The sequence below is a fragment of the Pilimelia anulata genome, from assembly GCF_014647895.1.
Classification (GTDB): Bacteria; Actinomycetota; Actinomycetes; order Mycobacteriales; family Micromonosporaceae; genus Pilimelia; species Pilimelia anulata.
On sequence record NZ_BMQB01000004.1, the window covers coordinates 297,943 to 314,617 of the forward strand.

Below are 16,675 nucleotides of genomic sequence, written 5' to 3' on the forward strand. Positions count from 1 at the left end.
GCGCCGCCGCGTCGGCGTCCGGACGGGCGCGGCGCCACTAGGGTGCACCCTATGGTCGCAGTCTCGTATGCCGACATCGTCCGGGCGCCGAAGGTCCTGCTGCACGACCACCTGGACGGGGGGCTGCGGCCCGCGACCGTCCTCGACCTGGCCGACGGGATCGGCCACCCGCTGCCGGCCGGCGACGCCGACGCGCTGGGGCGGTGGTTCACCGCGGCGGCCGACTCGGGGTCGCTGGAGCGGTACCTGGAGACGTTCGCGCACACCGTCGCCGTCCTGCAGACGGAAAAGGCGCTGCACCGGGTGGCCGCCGAGTGCGCCGCCGACCTGGCCGCCGACGGCGTGGTCTACGCCGAGGTCCGGTACGCCCCCGAGCTGCACCTGGAGCGCGGCCTGCGGCTGGAGCAGGTGGTCGAGGCGGTGCTGGCCGGCTTCGCCGCGGGCGCGGCGGCGGCCGGCGGGACGGTCCGGATCGGGACGCTGCTGACCGCGATGCGGCACGCCGCCCGCTCGCAGGAGATCGCCGAGCTGGCGGTGCGGTACCGGGACGCCGGGGTGGTCGGCTTCGACATCGCCGGCGCCGAGGCGGGCTTCCCGCCGACCCGGCACCTGGACGCGTTCGAGTACCTGCAACGGGAGAACTTCCACTTCACCATCCACGCCGGCGAGGGCTTCGGGCTGCCGTCGATCTGGCAGGCGATCCAGTGGTGCGGGGCGGACCGGCTGGGCCACGGCGTGCGGATCATCGACGACATCGCGGTGCCGGCCGACGGCGGCCCGCCGGAGCTGGGGCGGCTGGCGGCGTACGTGCGGGACAAGCGGATCCCGCTGGAGCTGTGCCCGTCGTCCAACGTGCAGACCGGCGCGGCCGGCTCGATCGCCGAGCACCCGATCAAGCTGCTGCACGACCTGCGCTTCCGGGTCACGGTGAACACCGACAACCGGCTGATGAGCGGCACGTCGCTGTCCCGCGAGCTGGCCCTGCTGGCCGAGGCGTTCGGCTGGGGCTGGCCGGAGCTGCGCTGGTTCACCATCAACGCGCTCAAGAGCGCGTTCATCCCGTTCGACGAGCGGCTGGCGCTGATCGACGGGGTGGTCAAACCGGGATACGCGGAGCTCATGGGTTAACGGGCGGGCCGAGGGGCGGGATACGGGCGGGCGGAACGGCTCTTCGGTGAAGGTTCGCTGCCCTACCGGTGATCGATGGATGTCCGAGCGGGCGGAACCTGCGGCCGCCGACCGGGCGAGGGGCCGGCCGGCCGGTGGACGCTCGGTGATTCATCGCAGTCATTAGCCCGATATTCCCGGAAACCTCCTCTACGGACGGTGAGCCGCAGTCTCCCATTTCCGAAGTAGACGGCGTATGCCGACATTTCCGGGACCCACAGGCTTCCCGCTGCCGTGGACTTTTCCTTTGCAGGGCGACGTGATGGAATCTCGTGGTCCGGCTCGTCATGCCGGTCGATCTTCATGCCCCGCTTCGGGTGTCATGAGCCAGGGCCCGACGTGGCCGGACCCCCACCCGGGGGCCCCGGCGCGGCGGGAAACGGCAGCCGGTCGGGCGTCCGGGTGCCGGAGCGCTCGTACAACGTGCCCGGTGACGGTGCGGCGACCGCCCGACGGGCGGCCAGCCGACACAGGGAAGGCGGTGACGTGAGCAGGGAGCCGACGGTGTCCGACACCGGAAGGTCGCGTCTTCGCCGGCCGATGAGCCGGCTGCGCGACGCGCCCATCTGGGCCAAACTCGGCCTGATCATGATCGTGCCGACGATCGCCACCGTGGTGGTCGGCACGACCGGCCTCATCGGCCACATCGAGACCCAGTCCGCGGCCGAGCGCGCCCGCAACCTGGCCGCCCTCTCCGAGACCGCGAGCCGGCTGGTCAACGACATCCAGCACGAGCGCGCCACCGCGGCCATGCTGCTGGCCAGCCGCGACGGCGCGGCCCGGGCGCGCAACCTGCAGGTGTACCGGACCGCGGCGGAGACCGCCGGGCAGGGCACCGCGCCGTACGAGCAGCAGCGCACGGCGCTCAGCGGCGTGCCCGCCAACGTCCGCGGCCTGCTCGACCAGATCGACTCCGAGCTGAGCTCGCTCGGCACCCTGCGCACCCAGGTCAGCGAGGGCAAGACCTCGCTGAGCGCCGCCGAGATCGACTACCAGACGCTGATCGGGTACCTGGTCAGCGTCCGCGACACCGGCGCCCACCTGGCCGGCGACAACGCCCTCAACGACCACATGCGGGCCGCCGCCGAGGTGTCCCGGATCAAGGACTTCGTGTCCCAGCGCCGGGTCGTCGTGCACCAGATCCTCGGCCTCGGCGTGCTCACCCCCCAGCTCCAGCTCGCGTACCTGAGCACGCAGACCGGCGAGAAGCAGGCCGTCGCGACGTTCAAGACGATCGCCTCGCGGGCCGAGCGGGAGCTGTTCGACCGGACGGTCTCCGGCTCCGGGCTGCGCAAGGCCGAGCGGTACCAGGGGTACCTCAACAGCCAGCGCGCCGACTCCCGGATGCCGGACCGCGACTTCACCGCCGACGAGTGGGACGCCGCCATGCGCGAGCAGGGCGAGCTGCTGCGCTCGGTGGAGAAGGAGCTGGACGCCGACGCCGTCGTCACCGCCACCGACATCCGCGACGCCGTCCGGCAGCGGGTGCTGCTGGAGACCGGCCTGCTGCTCGGGATGCTGCTGCTCGCCGTCCTGTTCGCCTGGCTGGTCGCCCGGTCCATGGCCCGGTCGCTGCGCGAGCTGAAGCACGGCGCGCTCGCCGTCGCCGAGAGCGGGCTCCCGCAGGCGGTGGCCCGGCTGCGCGACCCGTCGCTGTCCGCGCACCTGTCGCCGGCCCAGGCGGCGCTGCAGATCGCCGAGCCGCTGCCGGTGCGCAGCCGGGACGAGTTCGGCCAGGTGACCGAGGCGTTCAACGCGGTCCACCTGGAGGCGGTCAAGACCGCCGCCGAGCAGGCCGCGCTGCGCGCCTCCGTCGCCACGATGTTCGTCAACCTGGCCCGCCGGTCGCAGACCCTGGTCGACCGGCTGATCGGCCAGCTCGACCGGCTGGAGCGCACCGAGGAGGACCCGGACCGGCTCTCCGAGCTGTTCCAGCTCGACCACCTCGCCACCCGGATGCGCCGCAACGACGAGAACCTGCTGGTGCTCGCCGGCGCCGACTCCACCCGGGTGCAGCGCGAGCCCGCGCCGCTGACCGACGTGCTGCGCGCCGCCCAGTCCGAGGTGGAGCACTACACCCGGATCGACATCAGCACGGAGGACACCGACGCCCGGATCGCCGCGCACGCGGTCAACGACATCGTCCACCTCATCGCCGAGCTGTTCGACAACGCCACGTCGTTCTCGCCGCCGGACTCGCAGGTCGGCGTCGACGCCCGGCACGTCGGCGAGGACCTGGTCGTGCTCGTCACCGACCGCGGCATCGGCATCGGCGCCGAGCAGCTCACCGAGCTGAACCGCCGGCTCGCCGCGCCGCCGCAGGTCGACATCGCCGTGTCCCGGATGATGGGCCTCGTCGTGGTCGCCCGGCTGGCCAACCGGCACGGCGTCCGGGTCCAGCTCCGCAAGGCCGAGGGGCAGGGCACGGTCGCCGAGGTGCTGGTGCCCGCCGTGCTGCTCAAGAACACCGGCGAGCACCGGTCCGGCTCCGGTTCGGCGGCCGCCGCGGCGGCCCGCGGCCGGGCCGAGGCCGCCGCCCGCCGGGGCGACGCGCCGCCCGTACCCAGCCAGCCCACGGCCCCGCCGAACGGCGTCGAGCAGCCGCTCGGCCCGAAGCGGGTGCCGGCCTGGGCCGACCTCACCGGCGCCACGCCGCAGCTCCCGCCGCCGCCGGCCACCGGCAACGGCAACGGCAGCGGCCCCGGGCTGCCGCAGCGCAGCGAGCGGCCGCCGGCCGGCACGCCGCTCATCCCGCGGCAGGCCGGCTCGCCCGACGCGCCCGCCGGCACCCCCGGCGGCCCGCCGCCGATCCCGACCCCGCCGCGGCTGACCGCGCCGCCGGTGCCGCCGGCGCTGACCGCCGAGCCGACCCGGGCCGAGCTGCCGGCGGAGCCCGAGCACGACGACGTACCCGGACGGGGCGGCGACGCCCCGCCGGTCTGGCCGCCCCTGCCGGGCCGCGCAGGGGGTACAGTCCCGGGTGGTTCACCAGCGCCGGCCCGCGGCGGCGTACCGCTGGAGAACACGTCCGAGCTGCCCACGCTGACGTCACCGGCGGGGGTACCCGCGCTGCCGGTGGCCGAGGAGACCGTGGAGTTGCCGATCTTCCGCGAGCTGGAGTCGGCCTGGTTCCGCAGCCACCCGGCTGGACCGGACGGCGCCCTCGCGCTGCCCGGCCCCCTCGTGGACCCGGAACCCCTGCCGGAGCCCGAGCCGGAGCCGATCGTCCGCGCGGCGCCCGCCCCGCGACCCGTGCCGGACCGCGAGCCCGCGTACGCCCGGGCCGGCGAGGCCGCCACCCGCACCGAGCCGACGCCGGCCTGGCGCACGGCCGCCGACGACGGCTGGCGCGCCGCCGAGTCCGTCGCGGCCGCCGAGGCCCCGGAGAAGGAGACGACCAGCGCCGGCCTGCCCAAGCGCAAGCCGATGGCGCAGCTCGTCCCTGGCGGGATCGACGGGGACAACACGTCCGTGCAGCGCCGGACGCCCGAAGGGGTGCGCGGACTGCTGTCGGCGTACCACCGCGGGGTCCAGCGCGGCCGCGCCAAGCCAACCGATGAGGCAGCAAGCCCACCGAACGCCGGGCAATCCGCGAGGTCCGGCAAGGAGCGTGACGCATGACATCGACGCAGGACTTGAGCTGGTTACTGGCCAACTTCGCCGACCGGGTGCCGGGCGTGGCGCATGCCGTCGCCGTCTCGGCCGACGGGCTGCTGCTCGCCGCGTCCCGCGACCTACCGCGGGACCGGGCCGACCAGCTCGCCGCGATCGCGTCCGGCCTGGTCAGTCTCACCCAGGGCGCCGCGCGGTGCTTCGAGGGCGGGGCCGTACTCCAGACCGTCGTCGAGATGGACAACGGCTTCCTCTTCCTCATGTCGATCTCCGACGGCAGCTCGTTCGCCGTGCTCGCCGCGCGGAGCTGCGACGTCGGCCAGGTCGGCTACGAGATGGCCCTGCTGGTCGACCGGGTGGGCGAGGCGCTCACGCCGGCGCCGCGCCCGGCCGCCGGCATGATGGGCTGACGACAGTACGGCTGGAGCCACGCGGAGGGGTGATGAGGGGGTGACGGCAGCGATGGACGACCGCGGTGAGCCGACCGGCGCGCTGGTGCGCCCGTACGCCGTCACCCGGGGCCGGACCCGCCCGCGCCTCGAGATCGCCCTGGAGGCGCTCGTCGAGACCACCTCGCGGGGCCGCGACGGCGGCGGCCGCGGCGGGGAGCACCGCGTCATCGCCAGCCTGTGCGAAGGACGGGTTCAATCGCTCGCGGAGGTGGCCGCCCAACTGCGGCTCCCGCTGGGCGTGGCCAGAGTCCTGATCGCCGACATGGCGGCCGAGGGCCTCGTGGCGGTGTACGAACCGACCTCCCTGGAGGACGGCAATGACGCGGTGGGCACGGAATTGCTGGAGAGGGTGCTGAGTGGACTACGCAGACTCTGACATGGCCCGTCGCCCGAGTTCGGGCCGGGTGACGTCGGCGAAGATCGTCATCGCGGGTGGGTTCGGCGTCGGGAAGACGACACTCGTCGGCTCCGTCTCGGAGATCACGCCGCTGACCACCGAGGCGGTCATGACGGCCGCCGGGGTGGACGTGGACGACACCAGCGACGTCCCCGGCAAGACCACGACGACCGTGGCGATGGACTTCGGCCGGATCACGATCGACCGGGACCTGATCCTGTACCTGTTCGGCACGCCCGGGCAGACGCGGTTCTGGTTCATGTGGGACGAGCTGGTCCGCGGCGCCATCGGCGCGATCGTGCTGGTCGACACGCGGCGGCTCGCGGACTGCTTCGCCGCGATCGACTTCTTCGAGCACCGGCGGCTGCCGTACCTGATCGCGATAAACTGTTTCGACGGGATGCAGTACCACGACCCGCGGGACGTGCGCGACGCGCTCGCGGTGTCGCAGGACGTACCCGTGGTCGCGTGCGACGCCCGGAACCGGGAGTCCACCAAGCAGGTGCTGATCTCGTTGGTGGAGTACGTGCTCACCATGCGCCGCTCCCGCGCCGTCACCCACGCCTGACGACGGCGTTCCCGCCCGACCCCGCGGCGGTGCGTGCGAGACTGCCGGCGTGACGTTCCTCAGCCGGCGCCGGGACCGGAAGAAGAGGCCCCGGGAGCTGCCGTGCTGCGACCTGCTCGACGGCTGCGACTGCGCCTGGCTGTTGTTCGTACCGGGCCTGCTCCGACTGGTCGGCACCCGGACGCCGCCGGGGCGGGCACGCGCGGCGGCGGGGACGGCAGCCCGGGCCGGCGGGGCGGCGATCCGCGGGTACCAGCGGTGGCTCTCGCCGCGGCTACCGACGCGCTGCCGGCACGTGCCGACGTGCAGTGTGTACGGCGCCGCGGTGGTCGAGCGGTACGGGCTCTGGTCGGGCTCGCGGCTGACCGCTGAGCGGCTGGGCCGCTGCCGGCCGACCGTCCCGTACGGCACGCTCGACCCGCCGCCCTGACGCGGGCGGCGGTCGTCAGCGGTAGTCGTTCGGGTCCGGGTCCTCGCCGTGCGGGGTGCGGCTGAAGTCCCAGCCGCCCGCGCCGTCCCGGCCCGGCCGCCCGCCGACGGCGTACCCGCCGATCTCCTGGCCGCGCCGCCACCCCCGGAAGTAGCCGGTGGTGTGGGCGGCGATGCTGGACGGGTCGCGGACGATCCGCAGCGGCCGCTCCTCCTGCAGCGGGGAGCCGGGCACCAGGTTGGCCGCCGGCACCCGCCGGGGCAGCCCGGCCGAGGTCTCGTCGCCGATCGCCGGCTCGGCGGCCTCCTCGGCCGCCCGCCAGCCGGTGTCGGCGGTGAACGACCAGCTCACGTCGCTGGCCGCGGCGTCCCGCCCGGTGAACCACGCCGACCGGGTGGCCGCGAAGATCAGCAGGTCGCCGTCGCCGTCCCCGGCGATGGACTCGGGCATCGCGATCGGCGGCACCGGGTCGGCGACCACGCGCAGGGCCGGGGTGTCGGCGTGCGGGTCGCCGTACAGCGCGGCCGGGTCGATCCGCTGGGTGGCGGCCGGGCCGGGCATGCCGAGGGCGAGGTCGTCCAGCGGCGGCGGCTCGACCAGGCGCAGCGACGGCGGCTCCGGCGGCAGGTCGTCGGCCTGCCACGGCGGGGTGACCCGGCCGGGCGCCGGCGGCGGCAGCTCCGGGGCGGGTACGGGCGGCGGCCCGGCGTACGGGCGCGCGTAGTCGTCGGCCGGGTCGCCGGAGCCGACCAGCGGCCAGCTCGACCGGTCCACGATGGACCGGTCGCTCTCGGGCTCCGGGCGGCCGTTCGGCAGCGGGGTGACCGTGGGCCGGCCGGGGCCGGGCCGGACCTCCGCCAGCGCGCCGGGCCGGCTGTCGGGGATGGCGGCGGCGCCGGGGCGGCTGTCCACCAGCGGGCTCAGCCGGGGCTCGGCCGTGGCGGCCGGCAGCTCGCCGGCGGCGCGCGAGCGCCGGTCGGACCGGGACCGCTCGATCGCCGCCCGGGTGAGCCGCGGCTGGAACGGCTGGCCGTTCTCCGCCGGGCTGGTACCCGGCTCGGGTGCGGGCGCGAGCCGGGCGGCGGGCGCCGCGGGCAGCCGCGGCGGGGCCGGCGCGGCGGTGCCGCGCTGCACCGGTACGGCGCCGGAGTTCTCCGCCGCGGCCGCGGCGGCGAGCCCCCGCCCGCCGCGGGTGGGCGGCGGGGTGAGCCGGCCGGCCCGCCCGCGCGGCGCGTCGGGGATGCTCTCCCGGCGCGGCGCGTTCAGCGCCTGCCGGCGGACCTGGAACCGGGCGCCGGCCACGTGCGCCCGCAGCGTCTCGACCGCGGCCAGGCGCGCCTCGTCGTACGCCCGGACGGCGACGATCGCCGACCGGACCAGCAGCGCCGAGGTGTCCGCCCCGGCGGGCTCGATCCGGTCGGTCTCGGCGACGGCCACCCGCAGCGCGGTCACCGCGTTGTCGACGGCGCCGCGGTCCACGCCGGGCACCTCGGCCAGCCGCGCGACGGCGGCCTGCCCGGCCCGGCCGCCGACGGCCGCCGCCCGGGCGATGCTCGGTTCGGGCAGCGCCTCCAGGACGGCCAGGCAGGCCGGCGCGGACGGGTCCGGGAACGCCCGCAGCGCCGCCGGGAACACCTGGCGCAGCAGCTCGCGCAGCGCCTGCCCGGCGGCCTGCCGGGCGGTCACCAGCGCGCCCTGCGCCTGGAGCAGCGGGCCGGCGCCGACCAGCTCGGTGGGCGGCGGCAGGTTGGACGCCCACAGCGCCCCCGCCTGGAGCGCGCGGGCCAGGCCGACCGCCCGGCGCTCGCCGTCGGCGGCCGCCATCTCGTGCGCGGAGTCGTCGTCGGCGAACCGCTCCGCGTGGTCGGCCGCGGCCTCGTCGCCGGCCACCGCGAGCGGCTGGCCGGCGGTGCTGAACAGGCCCGCGAGCAGGTAGTCCGCCCGCTGGGTGGCCACGGCGACCTCGGCGCTGCCGGCCGCGCGGACGGCCAGCAGCGCGGTCAGCGCGGCGTACCCGTCGGTGTCGTCGGCGACCTCGAACACCTCCAGGAGCCGCCCGGCGGCGTCCACGACGGCCGCGGTCAGCGGGGCGTCGGCGCGGTCACCCGCGTCGTCGGTCGCGGCCAGGCCGCAGTACACCCGGACCAGTGCCACGCCCGTCGCCTCCTCCCCGACACCGCATTCGTGCCGACGATTGATGCTGCCTGCTGTGGGGTCAGTCGCGCCAGTCCACAACGGCCGAGATCTTGCCGATAATCGTGCGCCAGCCCAGACTTGCCTGCTGTGCCCCGATTTTCCGCATCCGTCGGCGGCCGAAGTAGCCGCGTACCCCGCCGTCGGAGGCGGCCCGCATGGCGTCGTCCAGGTCGTCCAGCGGGGAGCCGGAGGACAGCGCCGTGAGGACGGGCCGCAGCCGCAGCGCGTACCCGAGATCGCGCGCCACCTCGCCGGAGCGGATGAGCAGGTCGAGATCCCAGGTGTCGTGCCCGCCGCGGAGGTTCTCCACAACCAGGTCCAACTCGTACATATCATCGCGACTGACGACGATGTCCTCCGGCGTGATGCCCTCGGCCACGTCCGCCCACGTGCCCAGGTCGCTCAGGTCGTGCGGGGCACCCGACCGGATAAACGAGACGAGGGCCTCCGGGGTTTTGAACAGGATCAGGGAACCACGGTGCGTGAGGAAGAACGGCACCTCCTCGCCGGTGGCGTCGTCCTCGTCGGACTCGTCCGATTTGGTCGCCGCGGCGCTGTCCGCGTCCGCCCCGTCCTCGGCTTCCCCGCCCTTTTCGTCCCCGGGCTTGCCAGCCCTGCCGTCCTTCGTGCTGTCCTTGGCGGCGGCCTCCTCGGCCTCCTCCTCGGCGAGCGCGGCGGCGAACTCCTCGTCGAGGATCACCACCTCCTCGTCGTCCTCCTCCTCGCGGGCGGCGAACGGGTCCTCGTCCTCCTCGCGGCCCTCGACGTCGGTGCCGGGCAGGGCGGAGACCGGCTGGTACGTGCGCAGCGTGTAGCCCACGCCGGCCGGCAGGGCGATCTCCACGGGGGCGATCCCGCTGGCCGTCCACAGTGCGCGCTCGGTGTCGGCGACCTCCGCGCGCTCGGGCGCGCCGGACTCGTCGGCGGGCGCGCCGGACTCGTCGGCGTCGGGCCGGTTCGGCGACGTGTCGGCCACGGTGACCTCCGTTGTTCTCTGGCCGGCGGGCGGGCCGCGTCCGGCGGGTCGGCGGCCCGGGCGGGCCGCTCACGGTGGGTATCGGCGGCCCGGCGGGCCGCATCGTGATACGTCGCACACCCTAGTGCCCGCGGGCCGCCGCCGGGTGGCCGGGCCGACGATCATCGGCATTTCGCCCGGGCCGTGTGACGGGCGGACGGGCCGGTCAGTGGCCCTTCGGGTGCCAGACCGTCTTGGTCTCCAGCCAGGCCGTCAGCCGGCCGGTGCCGGGGTCGGCGGCGAGGTCCCCGACGCCGGGTCGGCGCACCCGGGTGAGGGTCTCCGCGGCGGCCACCTCGCAGTCGCGGGCGAGCCGCGCGTCGGCCACGCCGGTCAGGTCCAGGCCGTTGACGTCGCGGTGCGCGGCCAGCCACGGCGCCAGCTCCGCGGCGTGGCCGGTGAGCAGGTTCACCACCCCGCCGGGTACGTCGGACGTGGCGAGCACCTCGCCCAGCGTGATCGCCACGGTCGGGTGGTCGGCGGCGGCCAGCACGACCGCGGTGTTGCCGGGCACCAGGACCGGGGCGAGGACGCTGACGAGCCCGAGTAGCGCCGACTCGCCGGGCGCGACCACGCCGACCACGCCGACGGGTTCGGGCACCGACAGGTTGAAGTACGGGCCGGCGACGCCGTTCGCGCTGCCCCGGACCTGGGCCAGCTTGTCGGCCCAGCCGGCGTACCAGACCCAGCGGTCGACGGCGGCGTCCAGCTCGTCGGCCGGCACGCCGAGCGCGCCGAACTCGGCCCGCCGGGCCTCGAGTAGCTCCGCCACCCGGTACAGCACCTGGCCGCGCAGGTACGGCGTCGCCGCCGCCCACCCCGGCTGCGCCGCGCGGGCGGCGGTCACCGCGTCGCGCAGGTCCTTGCGGGTGGCCAGCGCCGCGTTCACCCCGTGCACGTCGTACGTCCGCCCCGACTCGCTGCGCGGGAACGCCCCGCCGATGAACAACTTGTACGTCTTCCGGACGGCCAGCCGCCCCGCCGTCGCCGCGTCAGGCAAGGTAGCCCTCCAGCCCGTGCCGCCCGCCCTCGCGCCCGTACCCGGACTCCCGGTACCCGCCGAACGGCGAGGCCGGGTCGAAGACGTTGAACGTGTTCGCCCACACCACCCCGGCCCGCAGCCGGTCGGCGAGCGCGAGGATCCGCGAGCCCTTCTCCGTCCACACCCCGGCGGACAGCCCGTACGGGGTGTTGTTCGCCTTCGCCACCGCCTCGTCGGGGGTGCGGAAGGTCAGCACCGACAGGACCGGGCCGAAGATCTCCTCGCGGGCGATCCGGTGCGCGGTCGACACGCCGGTGAACAGCGTCGGCGCGAACCAGAAGCCGCGTTCGGGCAGGTCGCACGGCGCCGCCCAGCGGGTCGCGCCCTCGTCCTCGCCGGCCGCGGCCAGGTCGGTGATCCGGGCGAGCTGCTCGGCCGAGTTGATCGCGCCGACGTCGGTGTTCTTGTCCAGCGGGTCGCCGACCCGCAGGTGGGCCATCCGCCGGCGCAGCGCGTCCAGCAGCTCGCCGGCCACCGACTCCTGGACCAGCAGCCGGGAGCCGGCGCAGCAGACGTGCCCCTGGTTGAAGAAGATCCCCTCGACGATCCCCTCGACGGCCTGGTCCAGCGGGGCGTCGTCGAAGACGATGTTCGCCGCCTTGCCGCCCAGCTCGAGGGTGAGCCGCTTGGTCGTGCCGGCGACCGCGCGGGCGATCCCGCGCCCCACCTCGGTCGAGCCGGTGAAGGCCACCTTGTCGACGCCGTCGTGCGCGACCAGCGCCGCGCCGACCGCCCCGCCGCCGGTGACGATGTTGACCACGCCCGGCGGCAGGTCGGCCTGCTGGCACACCTCGGCGAACAGCAGCGCGGTCAGCGGCGTCGTCTCGGCCGGCTTGAGCACGACCGTGTTGCCGCAGGCCAGCGCCGGGGCGATCTTCCAGGCGAGCATGAGCAGCGGGAAGTTCCACGGGATCACCTGGCCGGCGACGCCGAGCGGGCGCGGGTCGGGGCCGAAGCCGGCGTACGGGAGCTTGTCCGCCCAGCCGGCGTGGTAGAAGAAGTGCGCCGCGGCCAGCGGGACGTCCACGTCCCGCGACTCGCGGATCGGCTTGCCGTTGTCCAGCGACTCCAGCACGGCGAACTCGCGGGCCCGCTCCTGCAGGATCCGGGCGATCCGGTACAGGTACTTCGCCCGCTCCCGGCCCGGCATCGGCCCCCACACCCGCTCGTACGCGGCCCGGGCGGCGGCCACGGCCCGGTCCACGTCGGCGGGCCCGGCCTCGGCGACCTCGGCGAGCACCGCCTCGGTGGCGGGGTTGATCGTCTTGCGGGCGCCGTCGTCGGCCGGGGCGACGAACGCGCCGTCGACGAAGAGGCCGTAGGTGGGTTTCAGGTCGACGATGGCCGTCGACTCCGGCGCGGGGGCGTACTCGAACATGTCAGTCCACCGTCACGTAGTCGGACCCGTGGTATGCGCCCGTGGCCAGCTTGGCGCGCTGCATGAGCAGGTCGTTGAGCAGCCCCGACGCGCCGAACCGGAACCAGTGCGGGCTCAGCCACCGCTCGCCGGCGACCTCGTTGACCAGGACGAGGTACCTGATCGCGTCCTTCGCCGTCCGGATGCCGCCCGCGGGCTTGACGCCAACCTGGCGCCCGGTCAGCGCGAGGAAGTCGCGGACCGCCTCCAGCATGATCAGGGTGACCGGCGGGGTGGCCGCCGGCGCGATTTTGCCGGTCGAGGTCTTGATGAAGTCGGCGCCGGCGAGCATCGCCAGCCAGCTCGCCCGCCGGACGTTGTCGTACGTGCCCAGCTCCCCGGTCTCCAGGATCACCTTCAGGTGCGCGCCGCCGCACGCCTGCTTCACCGCCACGATCTCGTCGTGCACGGCGGCGTACCGGCCGGCCAGGAACGACCCCCGGCTGATCACCATGTCGATCTCGTCGGCGCCGGCCGCGACCGCCGCCCGCACGTCGGCCAGCCGGACGTCCAGCGGCGCCTGCCCCGCCGGGAACGACGTCGCGACGCTGGCCAGGTGGATGCCGCTGCCGCGCAGCACCGCGGCCGCGGTGGGGACCAGGGCCGGGTACACGCACACCGCCGCCACCGCCGGGCAGGCCGGGTCGGCCGGGTCCGGACGGCGGGCCTTGGCGCACAGCGAGCGCACCCGGCCGGGCGTGTCCGCACCCTCCAGAGTGGTCAGGTCGACCATCGAGATGGCCAGGTCGATCGCGTACGCCTTGGCGCTGGTCTTGATCGAGCGGGTGCCGAGCCGGGCGGCCCGGGCCCGCGCACCCACCTCGTCGACGCCGGGCAGGCCGTGCAGGAACGCGCGCAGGGCGCGGTCGGAGCGGGCGATCCCGGCCAGGGCGGCGTCGCGCGGGGTGCGCGTCCGGGGGCCGCTGTCGGGCCGGCCCGGCTGGTCCGGGCGGTCGGGTGTATCCGGTCGCGCCGGCTGTGTCGCCGTCATGGCCGCGAGTCTACGCTGCCGCACTGTGGTCGATCTTGCACTTTGGATGACCATCAGCCCCCTCGGGCCCACCCGCCCCGCGGGGTGCGCGCGGGGGGCGGGCGCCGCCGGTACCGTGATCGGGTGGACGTACTCGTCGTGGACAACCCGCTCGCGCAGGCCCGGCTCACCGTCATGCGGGACGTCCGGACCGATCCGGCCGCGTTCCGGGCCGCCCTCACCGAACTGACCACGATGCTGCTGTACGAGGCGGCCCGCGACTTCCCGTACGCCCTGTACTCGATCGAGACGCCCGTCGCCCCGACGCTCGGGCTGCGGCTGGCCGAGCCGCCGCTGCTGGTACCGGTGCTGCGGGCGGGGCTGGGCATGGCGGACGCGGCGCTCGGCCTGCTGCCCGGCTGCCAGATGGGGTTCGTGGGACTCGCCCGGGACGAGGTGACGCTGGCCCCGCGGGCGTACCTGGAGAGCCTGCCCGCCGACCTGACCGGCCTGCCCGCGCTGGTCCTGGACCCGATGCTGGCCACCGGCGGCTCGCTGGAGCACTGCTGCCGCCTGCTGGTCAGCCGCGGCTGCACGGACATCACGATCCTGTGCGTCCTGGCCGCCCCCGAGGGCGTGGCCCACCTCCGCGGGACGGGCCTGCCGCTGCGCGTGGTGACCGCCTCGATCGACGACCAGCTCAACGAGAAGGGCTTCATCGTCCCGGGCCTGGGCGACGCGGGCGACCGCCAATTCGGCCTGATGCCCCGCTGACCCCACCCCCGCCGGCGGTACCTCAGGGTGATCATGGGGTGGCTGGTCGGGTGGGGCGGAATGGACGGGGGTGCGCATGATCGAACAAGGTGGGCGCCCGCGGGAGGGGGAGTGCGGTCCGGGGCGCCGGGCGCGTAGCGTAGGCGGGCATGGAGCGGGTTGCCCTGGCGGAAGAACTGCTGTTGCTGGCGTACGACGATGAGACCGGCAAGGCCACCGGGTCGCGCATCGCCCTGGACCTGGGCATGTCGGCCGCGGTGCTGGTCGACCTGGCGCTCGTCGGGCGGCTCTCGCTGGACGGTCCGCGGCTGCGGCACACCGACGACGCCCCCACCGGCGAGGCCATCGCCGACGGCGTGCTCGCCCGGATCGCCGCCGACACCCCGCAGTCGCCGGCCGCCTGGCTCCAGCGGCTCCGGCACGGCCTGCGCGACGCGCTGCTGCGCGACCTGTGCGGCCGGGGCGTCATCCGGGACGTCGACGAGACCGCGCTCGACGTGATCCACCTGCACCGGTACCCGACCGTCGACCGCAGCGTGGAGAAGGACGTCCGGACCCGCCTCGCCGACGCCCTGACCGGCACCGGGACCGTGGACGAGCGGACGGCGGCGCTCGCCGCCCTGGTCGCCGCCACCCGGATGGAGCCGACGCTCGGCCTGCCCGCCGACGAGGTGCCGGCGGCGCACGCCCGGCTGGAGGAGATCGCGGCGAAGGCCGGGTTCAGCGGGGCGGTCATCGCGGCGCACTCGATCGTCCGGCCGTCGGTGGCGGCGCTGATCGGCGCGCTGTGCCGGGCCATCGAGACGGCCCTGGGCCGCACCCCGGCCCCCCGCTCGGCACCCCCGGCGGCCACCCCGACCCCCGACCCCACCCACTGACCCACCCCACCGGATCGGCCGCCGCCGGCGAGCCGGCCGCGGTCAGGGCTGGGGGAGCAGGGCGGCCAGCTCGGTGCGCAGGGCCGCGAGCTGCGCCGCCGCCGCGGCCCGGGCCGGCGCCGGATCGGTGCCCGGCACCGGTACGACCACCTCCAGGTACGCCTTCAGCTTCGGCTCGGTGCCGGACGGCCGGACCACCACCCGGACCCCGTCCGCGTGCACGGTCAGCACGTCCGCGCCCGGCAGCCCGTCGACCACCGCCGTCACCGCCCGCCCGAGCAGCGCCGCCGGCGGGCGGGCGCGCAGCGCGGCCATCCCGTCCGCGATGACCCGCAGGTCGCGGACCCGGATCGACACCTGGTCGGTGGCGTGCACGCCGTACGCGACGGCCAGCTCGGCCAGCCGGTCGGCGAGCGTCCGGCCGGCGGCGCGCAGGTCCGCGGCCAGCTCGCAGACCAGCAGCGCCGCGGTGATGCCGTCCTTGTCCCGGACCAGGTCGGGGGCGGCGCAGTAGCCGAGCGCCTCCTCGTACCCGTACGCCAGGCCCGGCGTCCGGACGATCCACTTGAATCCGGTGAGCGTCTCCGCGTACGGCCGCCCGTGCGCCGCGCACAGCGACCGCAGCAGCGTCGCGGACACGATCGTCGTGGCGAACGTGCCGGCCACCCCGCGCCGGATCAGGTGGTCGGCGAGCAGCGCCCCGACCTCGTCCCCGCGCAGCACCCGCCAGCCCCCGCCCGCGCCGCTGCCGCCCGCGCCCCTGCCCCCGCTGCCGTCGGCGGGAGTGCCGGCGTCGGGGTCGGGGATCGCCACCGCGCACCGGTCGGCGTCCGGGTCATTGGCCAGGGCCAGGTCGGCGCCGGCCGCGGCGGCGAGCGCCAGCACCCGGTCCATCGCGCCCGGCTCCTCGGGGTTCGGGAAGGCGACGGTCGGGAAGTCGGGGTCCGGCGCGGCCTGCTCGGCGACCACCCGCGGCGGGGCGAAGCCGGCCGCGGCCAGCGCCGCCGGCAGCACCGCGCCGCCGACGCCGTGCAGCGGCGTGTACGCCACGGTCAGCTCCCGCGGCCCGCCCGGCGCGACCACCGCCGCGGCCCCGGCCAGGTACCCGGCGACCGGGTCGACCACCGCGCCCGGCGGCCCGAGCGGTACCGCCGCGGCCGGGCCGGCCGCCGCGATGTGCCCGGCGATGGCCGCGTCGACCGGCGGGGCGATCTGCGCGCCCGCGCCGAGCGGCCCGCCGACCGTGCCGAGGTACACCTTGTACCCGTTGTCGGCCGCCGGGTTGTGGCTGGCCGTCACCATCACGCCGGCCGCCGCGCCGTGCGCCCGGACCGCGTACGCCAGCACCGGCGTCGGCAGCGGCCCCGGCAGCAGCAGCGCGGCCCGGCCGGCGCCGGTGGCGACCGCGGCGGTGCGGGCGGCGAAGTCGGCCGAGCCGTGCCGGGCGTCGTACCCGATCACCAGCGGGCCGGCCGCGCCGACCTCGTCGAGCCAGCGCACCAGGCCCGCGGCGGCGGCGGTGACGACGGCGAGGTTCATCCCGTTGGGGCCGGCCCGGCGGATCCCGCGCAGGCCGGCGGTGCCGAACTCCAGCGGGCCGGCGAACCGGTCGGCCAGCTCGGCGGCGCTCGCCGGCCAGGCGTCGAGCAGCGCGGTCAGCGCGGCCCGGTCGGCCGGGTCGGGGTCGGCGGCGATCCACTCCGCGACGTCGGCCCGCGGGTCCGTCCCCATGCCCACCTCCGTGCCGGTCCGACCCC

14 protein-coding genes are annotated in these 16,675 nt (G+C 76.0%); 8 read left to right on the forward strand and 6 right to left on the reverse strand.

The window, feature by feature from the left end:
* Positions 1-51: 51 nt before the first annotated feature.
* From IEY94_RS11550 to yidD, 6 genes are all read left to right on the forward strand, one after another.
* Complete coding sequence (locus IEY94_RS11550) at positions 52-1,128, forward strand: adenosine deaminase (RefSeq protein WP_189170104.1); 1,077 nt, start codon at positions 52-54, stop codon at positions 1,126-1,128.
* A 543-nt stretch (positions 1,129-1,671) separates the two neighbouring features.
* Positions 1,672-4,788: a sensor histidine kinase gene (locus tag IEY94_RS11555; RefSeq protein ID WP_229783639.1), complete on the forward strand. Its 3,117-nt coding sequence runs from the start codon at positions 1,672-1,674 to the stop codon at positions 4,786-4,788.
* Positions 4,785-5,189 (forward strand): roadblock/LC7 domain-containing protein, encoded by a 405-nt coding sequence (locus IEY94_RS11560; protein WP_189170106.1) that lies wholly within the window; start codon positions 4,785-4,787, stop codon positions 5,187-5,189. Before IEY94_RS11555 ends, IEY94_RS11560 begins: the two co-directional genes overlap by 4 nt.
* A 52-nt stretch (positions 5,190-5,241) precedes the next feature.
* A complete protein-coding gene (locus IEY94_RS11565) occupies positions 5,242-5,607 on the forward strand; it encodes a DUF742 domain-containing protein (RefSeq protein ID WP_189170265.1) in 366 nt (121 codons plus the stop codon).
* Between the two features lies 1 nt (position 5,608).
* Positions 5,609-6,196, forward strand: a complete 588-nt coding sequence (locus IEY94_RS11570; protein WP_189170107.1) for a GTP-binding protein — start codon at positions 5,609-5,611, stop codon at positions 6,194-6,196.
* Positions 6,197-6,245: 49 nt separating this feature from the next.
* Positions 6,246-6,626, forward strand: coding sequence for a membrane protein insertion efficiency factor YidD (gene yidD / locus IEY94_RS11575; RefSeq protein ID WP_189170108.1), 381 nt, complete (start codon positions 6,246-6,248; stop codon positions 6,624-6,626).
* A 15-nt stretch (positions 6,627-6,641) separates the two neighbouring features.
* Here yidD and IEY94_RS11580 read toward each other — a convergent pair whose 3' ends face one another.
* The 5 genes from IEY94_RS11580 to deoC form a co-directional block, all read right to left on the reverse strand.
* Positions 6,642-8,780: a serine/threonine-protein kinase gene (locus IEY94_RS11580; protein WP_229783641.1), complete on the reverse strand. Its 2,139-nt coding sequence runs from the start codon at positions 8,778-8,780 to the stop codon at positions 6,642-6,644.
* A 61-nt stretch (positions 8,781-8,841) separates the two neighbouring features.
* The gene (locus IEY94_RS11585; protein ID WP_189170109.1) at positions 8,842-9,798 is read right to left on the reverse strand and encodes a SatS C-terminal domain-containing protein; all 957 of its coding nucleotides are present in this window, start codon (positions 9,796-9,798) and stop codon (positions 8,842-8,844) included.
* A 205-nt stretch (positions 9,799-10,003) separates the two neighbouring features.
* The gene (locus IEY94_RS11590; RefSeq protein WP_229783643.1) at positions 10,004-10,837 is read right to left on the reverse strand and encodes an aldehyde dehydrogenase family protein; all 834 of its coding nucleotides are present in this window, start codon (positions 10,835-10,837) and stop codon (positions 10,004-10,006) included.
* Positions 10,830-12,257 (reverse strand): aldehyde dehydrogenase family protein, encoded by a 1,428-nt coding sequence (locus IEY94_RS11595; protein ID WP_189170110.1) that lies wholly within the window; start codon positions 12,255-12,257, stop codon positions 10,830-10,832. Before IEY94_RS11595 ends, IEY94_RS11590 begins: the two co-directional genes overlap by 8 nt.
* Before the next feature lies 1 nt (position 12,258).
* Positions 12,259-13,287, reverse strand: coding sequence for a deoxyribose-phosphate aldolase (deoC, locus tag IEY94_RS11600; protein ID WP_189170111.1), 1,029 nt, complete (start codon positions 13,285-13,287; stop codon positions 12,259-12,261).
* 123 nt (positions 13,288-13,410) lie between these two features.
* Here deoC and upp point away from each other — a divergent pair, with 123 nt between their 5' ends.
* Both upp and IEY94_RS11610 read left to right on the forward strand, forming a co-directional pair.
* Complete coding sequence (gene upp / locus IEY94_RS11605) at positions 13,411-14,040, forward strand: uracil phosphoribosyltransferase (RefSeq protein WP_189170112.1); 630 nt, start codon at positions 13,411-13,413, stop codon at positions 14,038-14,040.
* A 149-nt stretch (positions 14,041-14,189) separates the two neighbouring features.
* Complete coding sequence (locus IEY94_RS11610) at positions 14,190-14,918, forward strand: GOLPH3/VPS74 family protein (RefSeq protein ID WP_189170113.1); 729 nt, start codon at positions 14,190-14,192, stop codon at positions 14,916-14,918.
* Between the two features lie 42 nt (positions 14,919-14,960).
* On the opposite strand, the gene IEY94_RS11615 is transcribed toward IEY94_RS11610, so the two are convergent.
* Positions 14,961-16,649 (reverse strand): phospho-sugar mutase, encoded by a 1,689-nt coding sequence (locus tag IEY94_RS11615; RefSeq protein WP_189170114.1) that lies wholly within the window; start codon positions 16,647-16,649, stop codon positions 14,961-14,963.
* Positions 16,650-16,675: the final 26 nt, after the last annotated feature.

Coding starts and splice junctions, on each gene's coding strand:
- IEY94_RS11550 (WP_189170104.1), top strand. CDS start 52: ATGGTCGCAGTCTCGTATGCCGACATCGTCCGGGCGCCGAAGGTCCTG.
- IEY94_RS11560 (WP_189170106.1), top strand. CDS start 4,785: ATGACATCGACGCAGGACTTGAGCTGGTTACTGGCCAACTTCGCCGAC.
- IEY94_RS11565 (WP_189170265.1), top strand. CDS start 5,242: ATGGACGACCGCGGTGAGCCGACCGGCGCGCTGGTGCGCCCGTACGCC.
- IEY94_RS11570 (WP_189170107.1), top strand. CDS start 5,609: ATGGCCCGTCGCCCGAGTTCGGGCCGGGTGACGTCGGCGAAGATCGTC.
- IEY94_RS11595 (WP_189170110.1), bottom strand. CDS start 12,257: ATGTTCGAGTACGCCCCCGCGCCGGAGTCGACGGCCATCGTCGACCTG.
- deoC (WP_189170111.1), bottom strand. CDS start 13,287: ATGACGGCGACACAGCCGGCGCGACCGGATACACCCGACCGCCCGGAC.
- IEY94_RS11610 (WP_189170113.1), top strand. CDS start 14,190: ATGGAGCGGGTTGCCCTGGCGGAAGAACTGCTGTTGCTGGCGTACGAC.
- IEY94_RS11615 (WP_189170114.1), bottom strand. CDS start 16,649: ATGGGGACGGACCCGCGGGCCGACGTCGCGGAGTGGATCGCCGCCGAC.